Genomic DNA, 20,196 nt, shown 5'->3' with positions numbered 1-20,196 from the left:
TTCTCTCGGTGTTTCACCAGGCGGCGAAGACGTCTTCCGCGATGCCGAAGGCGGTGCTGGCGCCCGTGCCGCTGGTGACCAGCACCAGGCGGGTGGCGTCGTCGGGGCTGTCGATCAGGCAATCGGTCTGCGCGGACGAGGGGTAGATGCCTACCCAGCGCTCGGTCACCTTGCACTGCTGCAGCTTCAGCGTGTCGTGCAGGTGGCGCAGGATGAGGTCGTCCACCCGCTCGTCGGCGAAGGGCTCCGGCGCGGCGCCGTAATGGTGGGAGTCGCCCACCACCAGCGAGCCGTCGGCGCTCTGCACCACGATCAGGTGGATGCCGTTGTCGAGCGACTCGCCCTCTTCGCGCCGCATCTGCTCCATCAGCTTCTGCGCTGCCGGCAGCTGGCTGTAGCCGTGGTAGCGCACCAGGCTCAGGTCGGCCATGACCGAGCCCGGCAACTTGAAGCCCGGCTCGGGCATCACCCGCAGCATGTGCAGCAGGCACAGGCGCAGGCCGTGCGGCGCCAGGCGCTCGGCGAACAGGCCGTTGATGTCGGTATTGGTGCAGACCACCACCCGCTCGGCATGCAGCACCGCGCGCGAGGTGCGCACCCGGGGCGTGGCCACTTCCAGCACCGCTTCGCCAAACCGGAAGGTGACGGCGTGCGCCTGGGTCAGCCATTTCGCCAGCAGGCCGATGGCGGTGCGCGACTCCACCCGCATCTCGTGCGGGCTGTAGAGCACGCCCTGCGCGCCATCGAGCCGCAGCACCGGCGCGCGGCGGGCGGCTTCGGAGATTTCCATCAGCTCGCACTGCGCACCCATCTCGGTGCCCATGAACTCTTCCAGCACGGCCAGCGCCTGCGGCCGGAAAGCGGTGAGATAGAGCCCGTGGTGCACCGCCTCGATGCCGGCCTGCGGCGCCACTTCGCCCCACACCTCGCGCGCCCGGCGTGCGCGCCGCCAGGTGTCGCCCGCGCCCTGGCCGGTGACGGTGATGAAACCGAAATTACGGATGGAAGCGCCGACGCAGGCCGCGTCGCGCTCGACCACGCAGACGCGCAGTCCACGCCGGGCGGCGGTGTAGGCGTGCGCCAGGCCGACGATGCCGGCGCCGACGACGATGAGGTCGTATGTGTTGTCCACGGGTGATTAGGAAAAGATGGGTGAGTCGTCGGCCAGCGCATGCAGCACCTGCCAGCCACGAATGCGGGCCTGCGTGGCCAGTCGTGCGTCGGGCATCACCGCCACCGGATGGCCCACCGCCGCCAGCAGCGGCAGATCGTTGATGGAGTCGCTGTAGAACACGGCGTCTTCCAGCGCGTCGTCCACATCGAGTCCGCGTCCGGCCAGCCATTGGCCGATGCGCGATACCTTGCCTTCGCGCATGTTGGGCAAACCCCGGTTGCGGCCGGTGAAGCGGCCGTCGGGCGACAGCGCCATCTCGGTGGCGATCAGGTGCTCGAAGCCGAGCAGCGTGGCCGTCGGCTGCGACAGGAAGCGGCTCGACGCGGTGCTGAGCACCAGCAGGTCGCCGCGATCGCGGTGGCGCGCCACCAGCGCGTGCGCGGCCGGGGCGATGCGCGGGCGGATCACGGTGTCGATGAAGTCGCCCAGCTCCGGCTCCCACTCCTCGGGCCTGCGGCCGGCGAAAGTGGAGGCGTAGAAGGCGCAGAACTCCTCGGGGCCGACCGTGCCGGCGTGGTAGCGACGGTCGAGGTCGTCATTGCGTTCGGCCAGCGACGGCGGCAGCAAGCCGCGCTCCAGCAGGTAGGCCACCCACAGCACTTCGCTGTCGCCGGCCAGCAGGGTGTTGTCGAGATCGAAGATAGCGAGGCGGCTCATCGGGCGGGGGCCCTCCAGCGTTGGGTGCGGCTGTCGACCAGGCGCCCGAGCCCCATGAAGAGCACGGTCACCACCGCCGAGGTGGCGGCGATCAGCACCGCCATGGCGGCCGCCGGGCCGGTGTCGCCGGCCTCGTCGAGGTTGAGGATGGCGACCGAGGCGAGCTTGGTGTCGGGCGAATACAGGAACACCACCGCCGAGATCGTCGTCATGGCGTTCACGAAGAAGTAGCGCCCCACGTCGATCAGCACCGGCAGGCAAATCGGCAGCGTGACCCGCCAGAAGGTCTGGTAGAGCGGCACCTTGAGCGATGCCGACACCGCCTCGAACTCGCCGTCGATGGCCTTGAGCGCGGTCACCATGGTGAGGTGGCCGGTCGTATAGAAGTGCACCACGGTGCAGAGCACCATCAGCGGCAGCGTCTGGTAAAGGCCGTTGAGCGGATTGGCCGGCGCGTTGAAGAAGAAGATGTAGCCCAGGCCCAGCACCAGCCCGGGCACGGCCATCGGCAGCATGGCCAGAAGCCGCACCACCGGGCGCAGGGCGTCCATGCCGCGTGTCTTCTCGAGCAGCCAGGCGCCGACGAAGACCACCACCGTGCCGATGACCGCGGTGCTGGCCGCGAGCTTGAGGCTGTTGACCATCGCGTCACCCAGTTCGGCATCGACCAGCCCGGCCACGTAATGGCCCAGACCCGGCGCCAGGTTGTAGGGCCAGAGCTTGGCGAAGGAGGCGAACACCGCCATGCCGAACATGGCCAGCACCAGCGCCGCGATGAGTAGGCAATAGGCGGTCATGGCCGCGTCGAAGCCACGCGCGGGGCGCGGCACCAGCGCCACCGCGCGGGCGGTGAGCGTGGCGGCCTGCTTGCGCTGCACCAGCGTGTCGACGCCGAAGGTGAGCACCGCCGGCAGCAGCAACAGCAAGGCCACCACCGCGCCGCGCTGGAAGTCCTGCTGGCCGATCACCAGCTTGAAGACGTCGGTCGCCAGCACGTTGAAGTTGCCGCCGACCACCTTCGGGATACCGAAATCAGTGATGACCAGCGTGAAGCAGACCATCGCCGCCGAAATGAGCCCGTAGCGCGCGCCCGGCAGGGTGATGGTGAAGAACTTGCGCACCGTGCTCGTGCCCAGCGCGTCGGCCGCCTCGTACAGCCGCGCGTCGGCGGTGGCCAGCGCGGTGACCAGGATCATCAGCACATGCGGAAAGCTGGCAAAGCACTCGGCCAGCACGATGCCCGGCGCGCCGTAGATGCCGTCGAAACCGAGCGCTTTCCAGAAGTCGCGCGCCAGGCCCTGGTTGCCGAACCAGTAGATGAGCGATATGGCCGACAGCAGCGAGGGCGCGAGCAGCGGCAACAGCATGATCGCCCGCAGCACCGGCTTGGCCGGCATGCAACTGCGCGTGAGCGCATAGGCAAAGGTGAAGGCCAAGGGCACCACGATGACCGTGACCAGCACCGACACCCAGACGCTGTGCCACAGGCTGGTGAGCAGCCCCGGTGAGGCCAGGTAGGCCAAGAAGTTGCCGACGCCCGAGGTGGTCGAGCCTTCCGGCGCGTCGAGCGCCTTCGACAGGATCACCACCAGCGGCGCCAGCAAGCCCACGCAGAGCAGCACCGCCACCAGCAACAGCCCGAAGTGGGCGAGGCGATCGGCGCCCTGCACCTTCTGGCGCAGCGCCGGCGCGCGCACCACGGCGGCCATCGCGTTCATGCGGCCACCGCCGGAAACACGCGCAGCCGGTCGGCCCGCAAGGCGAAGGACACGCTGGCGCCCTCACGCACGCCGAATTCATCCATCTGGTTGAGCGAGTACTGCAGCTGCAGCGGCTGGCCCGGCAGGCCTTCGATATCGACCTCGGCGAGGCAGTTGCCACCCAGGAATTCGATGGCGCGCACCGTGCCGGCGCAGCGCAGCGGATCGTCGGGATGCAGCTCGCCGACCACGCGGTCTTCCGGCCGCAGGTAGAGCGCCACTTCGCGGCCGGGCCGAAAGTCCGCCCCCGCGCCCGGCTCGCTCCGAAAGCGCTTGTCGCCACAACGGAACCAGTGGTCGCCCTCGGCCACGGCTTTCAGTCGATTGACCTTGCCCACGAAGTGCGCCACGAACGGCGACGCCGGTTCGCGGTACACCTCCATCGGCGTGCCGACCTGCTCGATCACGCCGTGGTTCATCACCACGATGCGGTCGGCTACCGACAACGCTTCTTCCTGGTCGTGCGTGACCATGATGGTGGTCACGCCCAGGCTGCGCTGCAGCTGGCGGATCTCGTTGCGCAGCCGCACCCGCACCGTGGCGTCGAGCGCGGACAGCGGCTCGTCGAGCAGCAGCAGGCCCGGCGAGGTGGCCAGCGCCCGCGCCAGTGCGATGCGCTGCTGCTGGCCGCCGGACATCTGGGCCGGGTACTTCGGACCGCTGCCGGGCAGGCCGACCAGTGCCAGCAGCTCGTCCACCCGGGCGCCGATCTGCGTGCGCCCCTGGCCGCGGTTGACCAGGCCGTAGCCCACGTTCTGCGCCACCGTGAGGTTGGGAAACAGCGCGTACGACTGGAACATGATCCCGTAGTCGCGCCCGGCCGGCGGCAGCACCGAGATGTCGCGGCCGGCCTGCACGATGCTGCCGGAGGTTTGCGTCTCCAGGCCGGCGACGATGCGCAGCAAGGTCGTCTTGCCGCAGCCCGACGGGCCCAGGAAACAGACGAACTCGCCCTGGCGGATGGCCAGGTCGATGCTCTCCAGCGCCGTGAAAGCGCCGAAGCGCTTGTGGATGCCGGTGAGCCGGAGGTAGGCGTCGTCGCTCATCGCAGTGCCTGCCGCGGTGTTCACTTCTTGGGTTCGCTCTTGGCGTCGTAGCGCTTCGACCATTCGGCCAGCGTCGCCTCGCGGCTGGCGGCAGCCTTGTCGAAGTCGAGCTTGATCAGGCGCGACTCGTAGTCGTCCGGAATGCCGGCCAGCTTGGGTGCCACGCCCGGCTGGGCGGTGATGGCGAAGTTCTTGCCATAGAGGCGCATCGCGTCTTTCGACGAGGCCCAGTCGGCCAGCTTCTTCGCGGCGTCGAGCTTCTTGGTGCCCTTGTAGATGGCGAAGCCTTCGAGATCCCAGCCCAGGCCTTCCTTGGGGAACACGAGTTCGATCGGCGAGCCCTTGGCCTTGTTGGTGTGACCGCGGTACTCGAAGGAGATGCCCGCCACGTATTCGCCGGACGCGGCCATGTTGCAGGGCTTGGAGCCCGAATGCGTGTACTGGCCGATGTTCTCGTGCAACGCGTCCATGTACTTCCAGCCGCCGCCCTTGCCGGCGTCGTCGCCCCACATCTGCAGCCACGACACCACGTCGAGGTAACCGGTACCCGAGGACGCCGGATTGGGCATCACCACCTGGCCCTTGTATTCGGGCTTGGTGAGGTCTTTCCAGGTGGTCGGGATCGGGATGTTCTTCTTCTTGGCCTCCACCGTGTTGAAGCACACCGTGGCGCCGAACACGTCCATGCCGAACCAGGCCGGCGGGCTCTTCTTGTCGCGGTAGGCCGGCATGATCGCGTCGAGGTTCAGCGGCGCGTAGGGCTGCAGCATGCCGTTGCGGTCGAACAGCGCCAGGCTGGTCGCGGCCACGCCCATCACCACGTCGGCCTGCGGATTGGCTTTTTCGGCGAGCAGCTTGGCGGTGATGACGCCGGTGGAATCACGCACCCACTTGATCTCGATGTTGGGGTTCTCACGGGTAAAGGCTTCCTGGTAGGCCTTGATCTGATCGGTTTCCAGTGCGGTGTAGACGATGAGTTGCTGCTTCTGCGCGAAGGCCGACGCGGCGAACACGAGCCCGATTGATGCGGCCCAAAACGACTTGCTGACGAAATTCATGGGGTGCTCCGAAGGTTGAACCGGGCGGACTCTGGCGCCCGAAGAAGTCATGCTCGTGACATTTGCGTCAAGCAAAATCGGGGCCAGTTTCTGTTTATTGTTTTTTGTAGATCGTAGACAATCTGGAAAACAGGATAAAAAATAGCTGTCATGAGCACACCCACCAACGCCTCCAGCGCCATCGCACAACTCCAGGGAAACTCGCTCACCGGACTGGTGCAGAACGAGCTCGAACGCATGATCGTCGCGGGCGAGCTGGCACCCGGCGCCAAGCTCACCGAGATCACCATCGCCACCCGGCTCGGCGTGTCGCGCGGCCCGGTGCGCGAGGCCTTCCGCATGCTCGAAGAAGCCGGACTGGTGCGCACCGAAAAGAACCGCGGCGTTTTCGTGCGCGACATCGCCCTGGACGAGGCGCTGGAAATCTTTGAGCTGCGCGCGGTGATGGAGATGTACATCGGCCGCAAGCTCGCCGAAACCGCCACTGCCGCTCAGGCCAAAGCGCTGCGTCAGCTCGTCGACGCCATGGACCAGGCCACCAAGGCCGGCGACGCGCACGAGTTCCACCGCTTCAACCTCGAGTTCCACGACAGCCTGCTGCAACTCGCGGGCAACGCCAAGTTTGCGGCCAACTACCGGCGGCTGATCAAGGAGCTGTCGCTGATCCGCCGCAAGAACCTCACCGTCGAATCGATGGCGGTCTACACCCGGGAACACCGGCAGATCGTGAAGGCCATCGCCGCGCACGACGCCGAGGCCGCCGGCCAGGCCATGTTCGACCACGTGATGAACAGCCGCGAACGCACGCTGCACAACTACAGCGAACAGCCGGCCGAAGCGCCGGTTCAGCCGCCCGCCCGCAAGCGCGCGGCACGCGGCGCGGTGGAGGCCTGAACACCATGGCGCTGGCTTTCGACGACATCGCCCTGCTCTTCGCACGCCACGGCAACACCCAGTACAGCGGCGAGCCGGTCACCCAGACCGAACACGCGCTGCAGACCGCCTGGTTCGCCGAGCAGGAAGGCGCCGACGACGAACTCGTCACCGCCGCCCTGCTGCACGACCTCGGCCACCTGTTGCACGACCACGGCGAAACCCCCACCGAGCGCGGCATCGACGACCTGCACCAGTTCGCCGCCCTGCCCTTTCTGCGCGGCCTGTTCGGCGAGCGGGTGCTCGACGCGATCCGCTGGCATGTCGATGCCAAGCGCTATCTCTGCGCCACCCGGCCCGCCTACCACGCGGCGCTGTCGGCCGACTCTCAGCGCAGCCTGGTGCTGCAGGGCGGCGTGTTCACGCCCGAGCAGGCACAGGCCTTCATCGCCCGGCCGCATGCCGACGAGGCGGTGCGGCTGCGCCTGTGGGACGACCGCGCCAAGGTCGAGGGCCTGGCCACGCCCGAGCTCTCGCACTACCTGGCCCGCGCCCGGCGCTGCGCCCTGCCTGCCGGCGGATCGGCGGCGTGACGCTCGGCGTTCCGCTGCTGCTGGCGATCCTGTTCGCCGCGCTGCTGCATGCGAGCTGGAACGCGCTGATCAAGTCCGGCGGCGACAAGTCGCTGGACACCGCGCTCATCCACAGCCTGGGCGTGTTGTTCGCGATTCCCGCTGCGCTCTGGTTCGGCCTGCCGCGCGCCGAGGCCTGGCCGTTCATCGCGGCGTCGTCGGTCATCCACGTCGCCTACTACATCGCGTTGGCAGGGGCTTACAAGCACGGCGACCTCGGGCTGACCTATCCGATCATGCGCGGCAGCGCGCCGATGCTGGTGGCACTGGTCGGCGCGGGTCTCGTCGGCGATCGCCTGTCGGCGCAGGCCTGGACCGGCATCGTGGTGCTGTCGGCCGGCGTGCTGGTGGTGGGGCTGGCGCGGGTGTCGGCCGATGCCGCCGCAAGCCAGCAGCGTGGCAAGGCGCTGGGCTTCGCGCTGGCCAACGCCTGCATCATCGCGGCCTACACGCTGGTCGACGGCATGGGCGTGCGGGCGTCGGGCGACGCCTTGTCGTATGCGGCGGCCATCTTTCTGTTCGACGGCCTGCCCTACGCGGCGCTGGTGCTGTGGCGCGCCGGGCCGCAACAGCGGCCGCAGGCGCTGCGCTACATGGCGCGCCGGGTGCCGGTGGCACTGGGTGGCACGGCCGCTTCCCTCGGCAGCTATTCGATCGCCCTCTGGGCCATGACGCACGCGCCGGTCGCCATGGTGGCCGCGCTGCGCGAAACCTCGGTGATCTTCGCCGCGCTCATCGGCACCGTGCTGCTCGGCGAGCGCTTCGGCTGGGCACGCGCGGCCGGCACCGGCATGGTGGTGGTCGGCGTGATGACCCTGCGGTTCAGCTAGCTAGCTGGCGGCGGCAGCCGCCCACGGCGCGGCGGCGAAATGCGCGGCCAGGTAGTCGACGAGCTTGCGCACCCGCGCCGGCTTGGCCCGGCCCGGCGGCGACACGATGTGCAGCGCGATCGGCGCCGCCTGCCAGTCGGGCATGACCGTCTCCACCACGCCGTCGCGCAGGTCTTCCCACACCAGGAATTCCGGCTGCATGGCCAGACCCAGCCCGGCCTGCAGCGCGGGCACGAGGCCGTCGGCGTTGTTCACCCGCATGGCGGCCGGCACCACCTGCGAGAACTCGCCGCGCGTGCGGTGATGGAAGCGCCACGCCTCGCCGGCCCGCGCATGCACATACCGCAGCGCCCGGTGCGTGGCGAGGTCGCGCGGATGCTGCGGCCGGCCGTGGGCCTCGAAGTAGGCCGGAGCGCCCACCAGCAGCAGGCGCACGTTGCACAGGCGGCGGGCCAGCAGGCTCGAATCGGGCAGCGAGCTGATGCGCAGGGCGATGTCGAAGCCGCCGGCGACCATGTCGATCAGCTCATCGCTGAAGTTCAGGTCGAGCGTCACTTCGGGGTGCTCCTGCATGAAGGCCGGCAGCGCTGGCGCCAGGTGCGCCAGCCCGAAGGACATGGGCGCGGCGATGCGAATCGGGCCGCGCAAGGTCTTCGACTGCTCACCCACCTCCGCCTCCACCGCCTCGCCCTCCTCCAGGATGCGGCTGGCCCGCTCCAGGCAGGCCTGGCCGGTGGCGGTCAGCGACATGCGGCGCGAGGTGCGGTGGAACAGCGTGGTCTTGAGCCGCGTCTCCAGTCGGGTCAGCGCCTTGGAGACCGTCGGCTGCGACAGGCCCAGCTCGGTCGCCGCCTTCGCGAAGGAACCAGTCTCGGCCACCTTGGCGAAGATCGCCCAAGCCTCCAGGTCAGGTAGTTGACTCATGCAATTTTTGGCATGGATGACTTTCCATTGCTTCTATTCTCTAAATGATCGGCGAATCCTAAATTCTCTCCATCGCTTCACGCAACCCAGGAGAAATCGCCATGATCGAACGTCGCCCCTTCGCCTCCCTCGGTGGTGCCGACCACGGTTGGCTCAACGCCAAGCACCACTTCTCGTTTGCCGAATACCACGACCCGGCCCGCATGGGCTGGGGTGCGCTGCGGGTCTGGAACGACGACACCATCGCCGCCGGCACCGGCTTTCCGCCGCATGCCCACGCCAACATGGAAATCATCACCTACGTCCGCGAAGGCGCCATCACCCATCAGGACAACCTCGGCAACAAAGGCCGCACCGAAGCGGGTGACGTGCAGGTGATGAGCGCGGGCACCGGCATCCGGCACTCCGAATACAACCAGGAGCCGGGCACGACCCGCATCTTCCAGATCTGGATCATTCCGGATGGCCGTGGCCAGCCGCCGTCGTGGGGTGCCAAGCCGTTCCCCAAGGGCGACCGTTCCGGCCGTTTCGTGGCGCTGGCCAGCGGCCTGCCCGGCGACGACGACGCCCTGCCGATCCGCAGCAGCGCCCGCGTGCTCGGCGCCACGCTGAAGGCCGGTGAAAGCACCCGCTACGCCATCGGCCGCCACCGGCGCGGTTACCTGGTGCCAGCCAGCGGCGAGGTGAAGATCGACGACGTGACGCTGTCGGCCCGCGACGGCGCGGCCATCGCCGATGTGGAAAGCTTCACGGTGACGGCGCTGGTCGACTCGGAGCTGATCCTGGTGGATTCGGCGGCCTGAGTCTGCTTGGGCGGTCAGGGCAATCGTTCATTCGATCGCCCTGCCCTGGCAAAGGGCCATGCCAAGTTTGGTGAAAGCCAGGAATGCTAGCCTTCGGTGACTAAGTGTTTTTCCCGATAAGAGGTGTGACATGACCAATCCGATGGATTCCCTGGGCTGCACGGCCAACGCGCTGCACAAGAACCAGCAGCTTTCGGGTTCGGGCATCACCTTCCACCGCAAGCGGGCGAGGGCCGACGGGTTGAGCCGGGTCGAGACACCAGCCACCGACCGCGGCTACCTGGTGGGCATCGCCATGGGCAACGGCCACAGCCGTCGCATCTTCCACGACGGCCGCACCGACAGTCACGCTTTTGAAAAAGGCGCGGTCTACATCCGCAGCTTCGCCGACCACTACCGCGCCGACTTCGACGGCCCGATGGACTTCCTGCTGCTGGAGATCTCCCACGAGTTCTTCGAGCGCTCGATCGACGAGCGTGTCGGCACGCGGGTGCGCTCGCTGGAATGCGTGACCGGACTGAAGGACAAGGTGCTCTACAACCTCGCCTCGGCCGTGGCTCCCATGCTGGAGCGCCCGGGCGATGCCAGTCCGCTGTTCATCGACCAGATGGGCGTGACCATGGCGACCTACTTGCTGGAGCAATACGGCGGCGCCATCGCCACCGCGCCACGCAAGGGGCGCGCACTGTCGCGCCAGCACGAGGAGCGGGCCAAGGAAATGCTGCGTGCCCGGCTCGACGGCGAAATCTCGGTGGCCGATGTGGCCGAGGCTTGCGAGTTGTCGCGCAGTTATTTCATCCGCGCGTTTCGCGACACCACCGGCCTGACGCCGCACCAGTGGCTCACCCGGCAGCGGGTGGACATGGCGCGCGGCCTTCTCGCCGAAACCCGCCGGCCACTGGCCGACATCGCGTCGGCTTGCGGCTTCTCCGACCAGAGTCACTTCACCCGCGTGTTCACCCAGGCGGCGGGGATGCCTCCCGGGAGCTGGCGACGAGCGGTGACGTAGGCGGAGTGTTGGCCTGCAATACCGGCGTGAGTGGCAGGCCGGGTCGATCCATTCGATACGGATCGCTCCGCTGGAGAAACCGCGCCAGGCCGGGCGCGTTCTGCACGCGGCTGACGACGCTGCGGCTGCGGGCGGTCAGTGCATCGACCATGTCCCACAAGGCATAGGCGTCGGCACCATCGCCACCGGAATCGAACTGCTCCGCATTGGCCGCATTGCGGCTGGCGACGATCGGCTCGACGTCGACCAGGCGCAGCCCGCGCTGGCTGTCGGCCACGAAACCGACCTCGTGCTGCACCGCCCGGTGCACCCATTCGCACACCGCATCTTCCAGTGCATCGCCTTCGAGGTGGCTCGCCGGCGAGGCGCATGAAATCGATCCGCACGGCCGCCCCTGTTCATCCCAGATGACGGCCTTCCACTGTCGAACGGTGAAGTTCGCCTCGAAGTAATAGACCCGCCCGTCGCGGTAAACCTCAGAGATGAAACTGCCAGCATTCGCCATGGATTTCTCCTGCATTCTCATTCGATAACGCGCGCTGCTTGCATATTCGCGACCACTCACCTTCACGACCAAAAGGCGACCAGATACACGACGCAGCTGTTGTTACATTTAATTTAGCAAATCCTGGCCGAGTGCGAAAGATGGAAAACATCCCTGGCTTGTCAGAAAAAGCCGCGAGTTCAAAACAGCTCGGACGTCGCGCCGGTCGACAGTCGAAACCAGACAACTCAAAGCTTTGCGGCCAAAGCCGCGAGCTGGTCCGTGGCGATTCCCCAGCCCTGATGAAAACCCATGGCTTCGTGGTTTTCGCGGTCTTCGATAGACCAGTGGCGCGCCACCGCGGTGTAGCGGCATTGGTTTTCGCCGAGCGCCTCGAAATCGAGAATGATGGTGAGAAACGGCTTGGCCGACGGCACCCAGGCTTCGGTATAGGCATCCGTCATTACCAGACGCTTACCCGGCACCACTTCCAGAAAGACACCCGGATTGGGAATTTCCTGCCCGTCCGGGCTGCGCATCACGATCAGACTGGCGCCACCAGGGCGCACATCGAGGTCGGCCTTTACTGTGACGTATGGCGGCGGAGTGAACCATTGCACCACCAGATCGGGTTCCGTCCAGCAACGGTAGAGCTTGGCCGCCGCCACCGGAATTTCTCGGCTGAGGCGTAGTTCGCGGTCTGGCAGCGCAATAAGCGACATCGTTTTTTCCTCGGGTCAGTGAAAGGATTGGCGTAAATCGTGCATTCTCGCTTTTCAAGCTTCATCCACGTCTTGACCCTCGATTTTTATCGGTTTCCGAGCAAGGCGGGGGTTATCCCTTAGCACCGACCATCCAATTTTTCAATCGCCAAATCAGGGTATTCACGAAGCCCGACTAATCGCTTGCAAGGCCTGTGCCCATTCACGCGGGAGGAAGGCCGCTCGATAGCCGGCCGATCATGAATACATATTCGGGAACTTGTCCGACAATGAATGCTGACTATCGGAGCCCGCGCTGCGATTAGGAATACAAAGAAATCAGGTCCGGGGGACAAACCATGGTTTCGATCATTCCCAAGCTCGATTTGGGAAAGCTTTTCGTAGAGATGTCGAGCTTGCTGGTGTGCGTGACGGCGACACCGGAGTTCCGGGTACTGGCCGCCAGCGACGCCTTTCTGGACGCCACCTCGATCGAGCGCGGCCGACTTCTCGGGCATCCGCTGCTGGAATACCTGCACTGCTCGACCGACGCCCCCGACAACGGCGTGCACTGCCTGCGCCACGGCCTGGAAGAAGTGCTTTCCACCGGATCCGCCCACCATGCCGAGCCCGCCAAGCTGCTGCTGCCCCGACCCGATGGCGGTACCTCCACCCTGCATTTGGAGATGACCCACACGCCAGTGCATCGCGAAGGCGGCGAACTGGCCTGCATCCTGATCGTGGCGCGCGACGTAACGCTCGCGGTCGAGGCACGGGAACACCTGCAGGCTCAGGAGGCCCGCACCCGGCAGATCCTCGACAGCGCCATCGACTACGCCATCATCGCCACCGACCTCGATGGCCGGATCACTGGCTGGAACCAGGGCGCCGCCAACGTCTTCGGCTGGACCGAGGCGGACGCGCTCGGCATGCCGCTCGACCGCATCTACCTGCCCGAAGACTGCATGGCCGAAGTGCCGGCCAAGGAGCGCGACGAAGCACGCCAGACCGGCAAGGCCCCCGACGACGGCTGGCATGTGCGCAAAGGCGGCGAGCGTTTTTGGGCCAGCGGCCGCATGACGCCGCTGCGCAACGCGGACGGCAGCATCACCGGCTTTCTCAAAATATTGCGCGACCAGACCGAGCGCGAGCACATGGCGCGCGAGCTCGAGCTCAAGCTGGAGGCGCTGGCCAACTTCAACACCACGCTGGAGCAGCGCGTGGCCCAGAAGGCGGCCGAGCGCGACCGCATCTGGCAGCTCTCCAACGACCTGATGGACGTCTGCGACCGGCAGCGCCGGCTGGTGTCGGTCAATGCCGCCTGGACCGCGGTGCTCGGCTGGCCAGAGGAAGAAGTGGTCGGACGGTATTTCATCCAGCTGGTGCACCAGGACGATCGCGGCGCCGCCGACGCGGTGTTGACCAGCGCCCAGAGCGCCCATCGCGCCATGTGGTTCGAGGCGCGCGTGCGCCACCGCGATGGTCGTTACTGCACCATGTCCTGGATGGTGTCGCCCGACCGGGGCCGCTTTTATATGGTGGGCCGCGACGTGACCCACCAGCGCGAGACCGAGGCCAAGCTGCGGCAGAGCCAGAAGATGGAAGCACTGGGCCAGCTCACCGGCGGCATCGCCCACGACTTCAACAACCTGCTGGCCACCATCACCGGCAGCCTGGAATTGCTCAAGCGCAAGACCGAGGCCGGCGAAACCTCCGGGCTGGAGCGCTGGACCGCCATGGCCTCGGGCGCGGCGCAGCGGGCGTCCGCGCTGGTGCAACGCCTGCTCGCCTTTTCCCGCAACCAGTCGCTCGACCTGAAACCGGTCGATGTAGTGGAGCTCACCGCCGGCATGGAAGACCTGATGCACCGCACGCTCGGCGAAAACGTCGAGATCGAACTGGTGCTGCCGTCCGCACCCTGCCACGCCAACACCGATGCCAACCAGCTCGAGAACGCCCTGCTCAACCTCGCCATCAACGCCCGCGACGCGATGGCCGGTGACGGGCATCTGCGCATCGGCGTGCAGCGCGTCGAATGGAACGCCCGCGTGCCGGGTGTCGATCTGCCGCCCGGCGACTATGTCCGCATGAGCGTGACCGACAACGGCATGGGCATGCCGCCCGACGTGCTGGCCCGGGCCTTCGACCCGTTCTTCACCACCAAGCCCGTCGGCCAGGGCACCGGCCTCGGCCTGTCGATGATCTACGGCTTCGCCCGGCAGAGCGGCGGTGGCGCCACCATCGAATCGACGCCCGGCGAGGGCACGACGGTCAGCATCTACCTGCCGCATTTCGTCGACACCCCGGTTCAGGCCGATACCGACGACCCGACGCATCCGCCGCAGAAAGGCCAGGAATGCGTGCTGCTCGTCGAAGACGACGCCAGCCTGCGTTCGGTGGTGCGCGAGTCGCTCGACGGGCTGGGCTACGCGGTGCACGAAGCCTCGTCGGCGCAGGCCGCGATGATGCTGCTCGACAGCGGCGTGAATTGCGAACTGTTGGTCACCGACGTCGGCCTGCCCGGCATGGACGGCCGACAGCTCGCCGCCATGGTGCGCCGCCGCCTGCCCATGGTGCGTGTGCTGTTCATGACCGGCTACGCCAGCCAGATGGCGGCCGGATCGGACTTTCTCGCCGAAGGCATGGCCATGCTGGCCAAGCCGTTCAGCTTGCAGAAACTGGCGACGCAGGTACGGGCGATGCTGGATTTCAAGTCGGATCCGATGGTTTGACCAGCTTCAGTTTCCTGCGATCGCAGGAATTTAATCGGACTAAACACCTTTTCAATCAAAATTCCTGCGATCGTAGGATATAAACGCCCGGCATCGAAACCACAGCGTAAAATCCTGCAAACGCAGGAATTCATGCCATGCAAATACCCATCCATTCGGTAGCCGACCTCGGTCTGGCCATCCGTGCCGTCCGGCATGCCAGTGGCGTCCGCCTGGACGACCTGGCCGCCACGGCCTCGGTGAGCAAGCAATTCACCTCCGATGTCGAATACGGCAAGTCGACCGTTCGACTCGGACTGGTGCTGCGTCTCCTGGAGGAGCTTGGCATTCAGTTGCAGGTGGATGTGCCCCAGGCCGCATCGGCGGCGTTCGACGAACTTCGACGCAAGGGCGCGCTGCAATCGCGCAGCCGTTCATCCGATGCGCAGCCTTGAGGTCTACCTCGACGAACGTCATGTCGGCACGCTCGGCGAAGGCGACGATGTCTGGCAGTTCCGCTACGAAGAGCCATGGCGTGCATCGCTTGACGCCTTCGATCTCTCACCAGCCCTTCCCCGCGGCACTGCCCTGCACCAGGATGGCGGCAGCCACCGGCCGGTGCAGTGGTACTTCGACAACCTCCTGCCCGAAGAAAGCCTGCGCGAGGCCGTCGCCAAGGAGGCGCACATCCAGGGCGACGATGCCTTCGCGCTGCTCGAATACCTGGGCGCCGAATCCGCAGGATCGCTCACGCTGCTGCCGCCCGGCATGCCGGTGCCTTCGAAGTCTGACGCCCGTGCACTGGGCGATGAAGCACTGAGCCGGAGAATCCGCGCGCTGCCGCGTTCCACCCTGTCGAGCCAGGCGCCCAAGCGCATGTCGGCGGCCGGTGCCCAGCACAAGCTGCTGGTGGTGGTGCGCGATGGCGCGCTGTTCGAACCGGTGGGCGCGCAAGCCTCGACCCACATCCTCAAGCCCGACCATCCCGGGGACGACTATCCGTCCTCGGTCATCAACGAATACTTCACGATGACCGTGGCGCGCGCGGTGCTCGGCGAGGTGCCCGCCGTGTCGCGCCGCTACGTGCCGGAGCCGGTGTACCTGGTGGAGCGATTCGACCGGTGGAGCGGCCCCCAAGGCCAAACACTGCGCCGGCACATCGTCGACGCCTGCCAACTGCTCGACAAACCGCGCGGCTTCAAGTACCGCGCCGCCTCGCTGCAGGCGCTGGCGGAGGTGGTGACGCGCTGCCGCAACCGGGCGGCGACGCGTCTGAGGCTCTACGCCTGGCTGGTCTTCAATGTGCTGATCGGCAACGACGACAACCACCTCAAGAATCTGTCGTTTCTGGTCGATGCCGAAGGCGTCGAGTTCGCGCCGGCCTACGACCTGCTGGCCACGGCCGCCTGGCAGACACGCGCTATCGCCGGTGACCAGGCTACGTGGCCGAACCTGCCGATGATGATCGCCTTGCCCGGTGCCACGCACTTCGGCGACGTGAACCGCGACAGCCTGCTGGCCGCAGGCGAAGCGCTGGGCCTGCCCCGGCGGCTCGGCGAACGCGAGCTCGACCGCATCGCCACGGCGCTGGCCCAGGTGGTGCCGGCGACTCTGGCGGCCATCGAAGCGCAGAACCAGGCATTGCCCGAATCCGCCCGGCCGTGGCTGGCGGGCGAACTTCGGCTGCTGCGCACCGTCGCCCACGTCGTGGTGGCGGAAATGCTCGAGCGCGTGCGCCGCTGAGCGCTCCGGCTGATCAGTTCCAGCCCGACACCAGCAGCCGCATGTTTCCCTTCACCGCCGGCTGGTCGGTCGGCCTGGGGCCGTCGGCGTTGTCGGGCGAGCTGTCGAAGGGCAGGCTCAGCACCATGGTGCGGCCGTCCGCGGCGGGCGTGAGTTCGGCCACCTGCTTGTCGACCGTGATGCCGGTGCCCTGGCGCGAGAACAGCACCTGCCATTGCTGGGTGTCGTTCTCGGGGGCGGTCATCTCGAAGACGATGGTCTCGCGATAGAGGTACTGGCCTTCGTAGTGCTCCTGCCGCCAGAGCCGGCCACCCACTTCGTAGTCGGGTAGGCGCAGGCCGACGGTGAGGCTGTAGTGCACCGCCGGGCTGCTCTTGTCCATGCGCTGGCCCTTCGACAGGAACACGGTGGACAGGTACTGCTCGCGCTGTTCCTGCCAGTGGGCATGGCTGAAGCAGGCGACCGAATCCTCTTCGGCGATGCGCCGGCTCAAGTACCAGAGCTTGCCGCGCGGCGCGGCGGTCATTTCGATCTGGTAGAGCGCATCGACACCTTCGGCGCCCACCAGCGCCTTGGGCAGCCGCACGTCGTCGATGTCCAGAAAGATGTCCGCCCGAACGTCGCCGAAGAGAAACCGGCTCAGGTTCTGGTAGCCCTCCTCGCTATTGACGATGCCGTAATAGCCGGAATGCGATCGGAAGGTGAAGGCCTTGGGCGCGCGAGCGCCCAGGCTGCCGTTGGCGTTGACCGCCTGCAGGGTGGCGTTCTCGATGCGCACCAGGCCGTCGCTGCCGTTGCCCGCGAAGGTGCGCGACAAGCCCAGGGCCACGTCGTAATCAGCGCGGTTGGTGCCGACCATGCAAAAGATGCGGTCGATGGGAAACGCGGACACGGGCACCAGGTCGGCCCTTTTCAATTTCTTCGCGGCCGGCGGCAGGCCGAGATATTCGGGCATGCGTTTGTCGCGATCGAAATTGCTCAGGCTGAAGGCCGACAGAAAACTCGGAATATTGATTCCGCCGAGGTCGATACCGTTGTGCGGCGTGGCGTAGGTGAAGAACTTGTCGACGAGGTCCACCGCCCCGCCGGTGCTGAGCTTGCGGTTCTGCAGCAGGGCGCGGCAGACCAGTCCACCCATGGAATGCGCGACCAGGTAACACCGGAAATCGGCCGGTTTCACCGCGGCGTCCGGATTGGCGCAGACCAGGTCACGCATCCGCAATATCAGCCCGGCCAGGCCTTCGGCGAGCGCCTCCATGGTTGGCACTTTCTCGTTGCCGAGCAGGCCGGACGAGTTGTCGTAATAACGGTAGACGACGATGGAGCGCGCCGCCATGCGGTTGCCGGTGGGCTGTCCGAGCGCGTCGGTGTCCCAGCCCAGGTCCTGGATGTCGGCGCCGTCCTCGTAGACATCGCCATAGCCGTGTTCGGCCATCAGGCGCAGTACCGGGGATTCGAAGACGAACTTGCGCGGCGGGCGGTCGCGGTCGGCGACGGCGCGGAACACCGTGGCTCCGAGGTTGAAACCACAGAAAGGATCGGCGCTGGTTTCCGCCCTTTCCTTTTCGGTCATGGCGTAACCACGCACATAGATAATGGGAAAATAAGGCGCGGCGAACTGCTTCGAATCCATGAGGGCTCCGCAATTAATCGTCTCGGCACATCATGCCTGCGGCGCCGGTAAAAACCAATTAATGCAAACGCCCGGTTGCTCCGATATTTCGACGATTATCGAAAGTGATGAGCCACACCGTGGCGGCAGCAAGTAGTCATCACCCGCCGATATTCGACCGCCCATGCACAACGAGCATGCACCGTAACGGCCCATGGCCCGAGGCTATCGACCGCGCCATCGCAGTTGGCTTGATTGCGCAAACTGCCCGCCGCAATGGAACACAATTTGCGTCGGCTCTCGAATGCACGAAAGCCGATCGCGCCTTCTTGGCCAATCACCGGGGCTCATGGCCCTTTTTCTTTTCAAACACCAGGTGCGCGACAGCGTGGCCGGCATCACCGCCCGGACGATGGACCAGTTCTTCAGCGTCGAATGACGACGACACGGCCGCTGCGCGCGCGGTTCGACTTTCTTCTGCCGGTGACCCGCCTGCTCGGCCGTCACCCCCGATTGGCCGGCCACCTGGCCGGCTACGGTGTGGCCGTGCTCATGCTGGCGGCGTTCTGCTCGGCAGCGGTCGGCCTGCGGGTGCAGCAGATCCAGAGCGGACATGCACGCATCCACGCCCGCATGCAGGCGGTGCAGAACGACACCTCCGCCCTGCTCGACGAACTCAACCGCAGTTATCGCGCCGACTGCACCGACGCCAACCTCAAGCGCCTGAGCGCGCTCATGTTCGCGCACCGCTATGCGCGCGCCATCGGCATGCTCGACGGCCAGGGCCGCATGTTCTGCAGCACCGGCATGGGCCTGTTGCCGGAACCCGCGCCCGCCGGCGTCAACGGCATCGACGGCTCCATCGGGCGGTATTTTTTGTCGACGCCGGTGCAGCGCTTCGTCGGCCCGGTGCCCGGCGGCGTGCGTGCCACGGTGGTGGAACGCGGCATGTTCCAGGTGCTGGTCGACAGCGCGCCCACCATTGACGCCTTCGGTGAAAACGCCGACGCGGTCTGGGCCGGCGGCGGCACGCAGCGCCGGCGGGTGTTCAAGGGTGTGCACGGAGACCAGACCGACACCCTGGTGGCAGCCGACAGCCCGCTGGTGCGCATCGACACGCGGCATCTGCGCATCCTGGTGACGAGCACGGTCCCCGGCGTCAGCCCGGTATCGGCGCAATCGGTGCTCGGCCTGCACGCGCTGGAGCCGAGGCATCGCTGGATGATCGCCGGGCTGCTGGGTTTCGCCGCGCTGTTCGGCTTCCTGGCCAGCAATGTCGTCACCCGGCGATGCCGGCGATTCCAGTCGATCGAGCACCGCATCCGCTACCTGTGCGATCCGGCCAACGTGGTCTGCCACTACCAGCCCATCCTGGAACTGGCTACCGGCCGCATCGTGGGCTGCGAAGTGCTGGCGCGGCTGCGCGACGGCGACCAGCTGCTGTATCCAGACAGGTTCATCCCCGCCCTCAACCACCAGAAGCTCACCTGGGCCTTCGACGTGGCCGTGAGCCGCGCCGCGCTGCACGAGCTCGCCCGGGCGATGGAGCCGCGCACCGGTTTCTCCGTGGCGCTGAACTTCTTTCCGCACAACCTGCGCCGCGACACCCTGCACGCTCACCTGCGCGCGGTGCAGGCGGAGACCGGCCGAACCGACTTCAAGATCGAGCTGGAAGTCACCGAATACGACTTCTCGCCCGACCTCGCGCCCGAGCTGCGCCGGCTCAAGCTCGACGGCTACGGCATCTCCATCGACGACTTCGGTACCGGCTATTCCAACCTGGGCGTGGTGCGCAAGGTCAGCCCCGACTACCTCAAGATCGACCGGTCCTTCGTCTTCGAGATGGAAGACGAGACCATCCGCTCCAGCCTGATCCCCGAGATCATCGCCATCGCTCGGGCGGTGGGCGCCGACGTGATCGCCGAGGGCATCGAGACCGCCGCGCAGCTGGCCCAGCTACGCGAGCTGGGGGTGCAGTTCGGCCAGGGTTATTTCTTTGCCCGGCCGATGCCTATGGCCGACCTGCAGCGGTTCATGGACGCCGCCACGCCCCTGGCGCCGGCCCCGGCGGCAACGCGCAAGCACCACCGACGTTCGGGCGACCACGCGAGCGACACAACGGACGCCAACCGCGACACCGACGAGGCCGACTCCACGCTCTAGCGTATGTCCGCATAGG

At 66.7% G+C, this 20,196-nt stretch carries 18 protein-coding genes; 9 read left to right on the top strand and 9 right to left on the bottom strand.

The genetic code is table 11. The features are described 5' to 3' along the window. Positions 1-13 precede the first annotated feature (13 nt). Genes R9X41_RS10435 through R9X41_RS10415 form a run of 5 tightly spaced genes read right to left on the bottom strand, consistent with a single transcriptional unit; the run spans position 14 to position 5,695 of the window. Complete coding sequence (locus R9X41_RS10435; RefSeq protein WP_318634800.1) at positions 14-1,132, bottom strand: TIGR03364 family FAD-dependent oxidoreductase; 1,119 nt, start codon at positions 1,130-1,132, stop codon at positions 14-16. Between the two features lie 6 nt (positions 1,133-1,138). Next, the gene (locus R9X41_RS10430; protein ID WP_318634799.1) at positions 1,139-1,831 is read right to left on the bottom strand and encodes an HAD family hydrolase; all 693 of its coding nucleotides are present in this window, start codon (positions 1,829-1,831) and stop codon (positions 1,139-1,141) included. After that, a complete protein-coding gene (locus tag R9X41_RS10425) occupies positions 1,828-3,549 on the bottom strand; it encodes a putative 2-aminoethylphosphonate ABC transporter permease subunit (RefSeq protein WP_318634798.1) in 1,722 nt (573 codons plus the stop codon). Before R9X41_RS10425 ends, R9X41_RS10430 begins: the two co-directional genes overlap by 4 nt. Continuing rightward, positions 3,546-4,637, bottom strand: a complete 1,092-nt coding sequence (locus R9X41_RS10420; protein WP_318634797.1) for a putative 2-aminoethylphosphonate ABC transporter ATP-binding protein — start codon at positions 4,635-4,637, stop codon at positions 3,546-3,548. Before R9X41_RS10420 ends, R9X41_RS10425 begins: the two co-directional genes overlap by 4 nt. A 20-nt stretch (positions 4,638-4,657) precedes the next feature. Further along, positions 4,658-5,695: a putative 2-aminoethylphosphonate ABC transporter substrate-binding protein gene (locus tag R9X41_RS10415; protein WP_318634796.1), complete on the bottom strand. Its 1,038-nt coding sequence runs from the start codon at positions 5,693-5,695 to the stop codon at positions 4,658-4,660. A gap of 150 nt (positions 5,696-5,845) precedes the next feature. Between R9X41_RS10415 and R9X41_RS10410 the strand changes: the two genes are divergently transcribed. From R9X41_RS10410 to R9X41_RS10400, 3 genes are read left to right on the top strand one after another with little or no spacing between them, the layout of a single operon-like run. Continuing rightward, positions 5,846-6,589, top strand: a complete 744-nt coding sequence (locus R9X41_RS10410) for a phosphonate utilization associated transcriptional regulator (RefSeq protein WP_318634795.1) — start codon at positions 5,846-5,848, stop codon at positions 6,587-6,589. Between the two features lie 5 nt (positions 6,590-6,594). Next, entirely contained in the window at positions 6,595-7,161 is a 567-nt protein-coding gene (locus R9X41_RS10405) for a phosphonate degradation HD-domain oxygenase (protein WP_318634794.1), read from the top strand. Then, on the top strand, positions 7,158-8,030 hold the full coding sequence (locus tag R9X41_RS10400; protein WP_318634793.1) for an EamA family transporter: 873 nt from the start codon (positions 7,158-7,160) through the stop codon (positions 8,028-8,030). Before R9X41_RS10405 ends, R9X41_RS10400 begins: the two co-directional genes overlap by 4 nt. Here the strand turns inward: R9X41_RS10400 and R9X41_RS10395 are convergent, their stop codons facing one another. Then, a complete protein-coding gene (locus tag R9X41_RS10395; protein WP_318634792.1) occupies positions 8,031-8,954 on the bottom strand; it encodes a LysR family transcriptional regulator in 924 nt (307 codons plus the stop codon). Between the two features lie 101 nt (positions 8,955-9,055). On the opposite strand from R9X41_RS10395, the gene R9X41_RS10390 reads away from it, so the two are divergent. Both R9X41_RS10390 and R9X41_RS10385 read left to right on the top strand, forming a co-directional pair. Then, positions 9,056-9,757: a pirin family protein gene (locus R9X41_RS10390; RefSeq protein WP_318634791.1), complete on the top strand. Its 702-nt coding sequence runs from the start codon at positions 9,056-9,058 to the stop codon at positions 9,755-9,757. A gap of 130 nt (positions 9,758-9,887) precedes the next feature. Then, positions 9,888-10,766 (top strand): AraC family transcriptional regulator, encoded by an 879-nt coding sequence (locus R9X41_RS10385; RefSeq protein WP_318634790.1) that lies wholly within the window; start codon positions 9,888-9,890, stop codon positions 10,764-10,766. Here R9X41_RS10385 and R9X41_RS10380 read toward each other — a convergent pair. Together R9X41_RS10380 and R9X41_RS10375 are read right to left on the bottom strand one after the other, a co-directional pair. After that, positions 10,714-11,286, bottom strand: a complete 573-nt coding sequence (locus R9X41_RS10380; protein WP_318634789.1) for a hypothetical protein — start codon at positions 11,284-11,286, stop codon at positions 10,714-10,716. The two genes, R9X41_RS10385 and R9X41_RS10380, sit on opposite strands and share 53 nt — an antisense overlap. Before the next feature lie 212 nt (positions 11,287-11,498). After that, positions 11,499-11,972, bottom strand: coding sequence for an SRPBCC family protein (locus R9X41_RS10375; protein WP_318634788.1), 474 nt, complete (start codon positions 11,970-11,972; stop codon positions 11,499-11,501). Positions 11,973-12,310: 338 nt separating this feature from the next. Here R9X41_RS10375 and R9X41_RS10370 point away from each other — a divergent pair, with 338 nt between their 5' ends. The 3 genes from R9X41_RS10370 to R9X41_RS10360 all read left to right on the top strand — a co-directional run bounded on the left by R9X41_RS10370 (position 12,311) and on the right by R9X41_RS10360 (position 16,405). Then, positions 12,311-14,683 (top strand): PAS domain-containing hybrid sensor histidine kinase/response regulator, encoded by a 2,373-nt coding sequence (locus R9X41_RS10370; RefSeq protein WP_318634787.1) that lies wholly within the window; start codon positions 12,311-12,313, stop codon positions 14,681-14,683. Positions 14,684-14,820: 137 nt separating this feature from the next. Then, positions 14,821-15,117 carry a helix-turn-helix domain-containing protein gene (locus tag R9X41_RS10365; protein ID WP_318634786.1) on the top strand — a complete coding sequence of 99 codons (297 nt, stop codon included), beginning with the start codon at positions 14,821-14,823 and terminating at the stop codon, positions 15,115-15,117. Beyond that, positions 15,104-16,405: a HipA domain-containing protein gene (locus R9X41_RS10360; protein ID WP_318634785.1), complete on the top strand. Its 1,302-nt coding sequence runs from the start codon at positions 15,104-15,106 to the stop codon at positions 16,403-16,405. Before R9X41_RS10365 ends, R9X41_RS10360 begins: the two co-directional genes overlap by 14 nt. A gap of 13 nt (positions 16,406-16,418) precedes the next feature. On the opposite strand, the gene R9X41_RS10355 is transcribed toward R9X41_RS10360, so the two are convergent. Then, positions 16,419-18,038, bottom strand: a complete 1,620-nt coding sequence (locus R9X41_RS10355) for an esterase/lipase family protein (protein ID WP_318634784.1) — start codon at positions 18,036-18,038, stop codon at positions 16,419-16,421. A gap of 414 nt (positions 18,039-18,452) precedes the next feature. Between R9X41_RS10355 and R9X41_RS10350 the strand changes: the two genes are divergently transcribed. Beyond that, a complete protein-coding gene (locus R9X41_RS10350; RefSeq protein ID WP_318634783.1) occupies positions 18,453-20,180 on the top strand; it encodes an EAL domain-containing protein in 1,728 nt (575 codons plus the stop codon). Positions 20,181-20,196: the final 16 nt, after the last annotated feature.

It is taken from the genome of Xylophilus sp. GOD-11R, from assembly GCF_033546935.1.
Lineage (GTDB): Bacteria > Pseudomonadota > Gammaproteobacteria > Burkholderiales > Burkholderiaceae_C > Xylophilus.
The sequence above is the reverse complement of the archived record's forward strand: the minus strand, read 5'-3'. Positions and strand labels throughout refer to the sequence as shown.

Coding starts and splice junctions, on each gene's coding strand:
- R9X41_RS10430 (WP_318634799.1), bottom strand. CDS start 1,831: ATGAGCCGCCTCGCTATCTTCGATCTCGACAACACCCTGCTGGCCGGC.
- R9X41_RS10425 (WP_318634798.1), bottom strand. CDS start 3,549: ATGAACGCGATGGCCGCCGTGGTGCGCGCGCCGGCGCTGCGCCAGAAG.
- R9X41_RS10420 (WP_318634797.1), bottom strand. CDS start 4,637: ATGAGCGACGACGCCTACCTCCGGCTCACCGGCATCCACAAGCGCTTC.
- R9X41_RS10415 (WP_318634796.1), bottom strand. CDS start 5,695: ATGAATTTCGTCAGCAAGTCGTTTTGGGCCGCATCAATCGGGCTCGTG.
- R9X41_RS10410 (WP_318634795.1), top strand. CDS start 5,846: ATGAGCACACCCACCAACGCCTCCAGCGCCATCGCACAACTCCAGGGA.
- R9X41_RS10405 (WP_318634794.1), top strand. CDS start 6,595: ATGGCGCTGGCTTTCGACGACATCGCCCTGCTCTTCGCACGCCACGGC.
- R9X41_RS10395 (WP_318634792.1), bottom strand. CDS start 8,954: ATGAGTCAACTACCTGACCTGGAGGCTTGGGCGATCTTCGCCAAGGTG.
- R9X41_RS10390 (WP_318634791.1), top strand. CDS start 9,056: ATGATCGAACGTCGCCCCTTCGCCTCCCTCGGTGGTGCCGACCACGGT.
- R9X41_RS10385 (WP_318634790.1), top strand. CDS start 9,888: ATGACCAATCCGATGGATTCCCTGGGCTGCACGGCCAACGCGCTGCAC.
- R9X41_RS10380 (WP_318634789.1), bottom strand. CDS start 11,286: ATGCAGGAGAAATCCATGGCGAATGCTGGCAGTTTCATCTCTGAGGTT.
- R9X41_RS10375 (WP_318634788.1), bottom strand. CDS start 11,972: ATGTCGCTTATTGCGCTGCCAGACCGCGAACTACGCCTCAGCCGAGAA.
- R9X41_RS10370 (WP_318634787.1), top strand. CDS start 12,311: ATGGTTTCGATCATTCCCAAGCTCGATTTGGGAAAGCTTTTCGTAGAG.
- R9X41_RS10365 (WP_318634786.1), top strand. CDS start 14,821: ATGCAAATACCCATCCATTCGGTAGCCGACCTCGGTCTGGCCATCCGT.
- R9X41_RS10360 (WP_318634785.1), top strand. CDS start 15,104: ATGCGCAGCCTTGAGGTCTACCTCGACGAACGTCATGTCGGCACGCTC.
- R9X41_RS10355 (WP_318634784.1), bottom strand. CDS start 18,038: ATGGATTCGAAGCAGTTCGCCGCGCCTTATTTTCCCATTATCTATGTG.
- R9X41_RS10350 (WP_318634783.1), top strand. CDS start 18,453: ATGACGACGACACGGCCGCTGCGCGCGCGGTTCGACTTTCTTCTGCCG.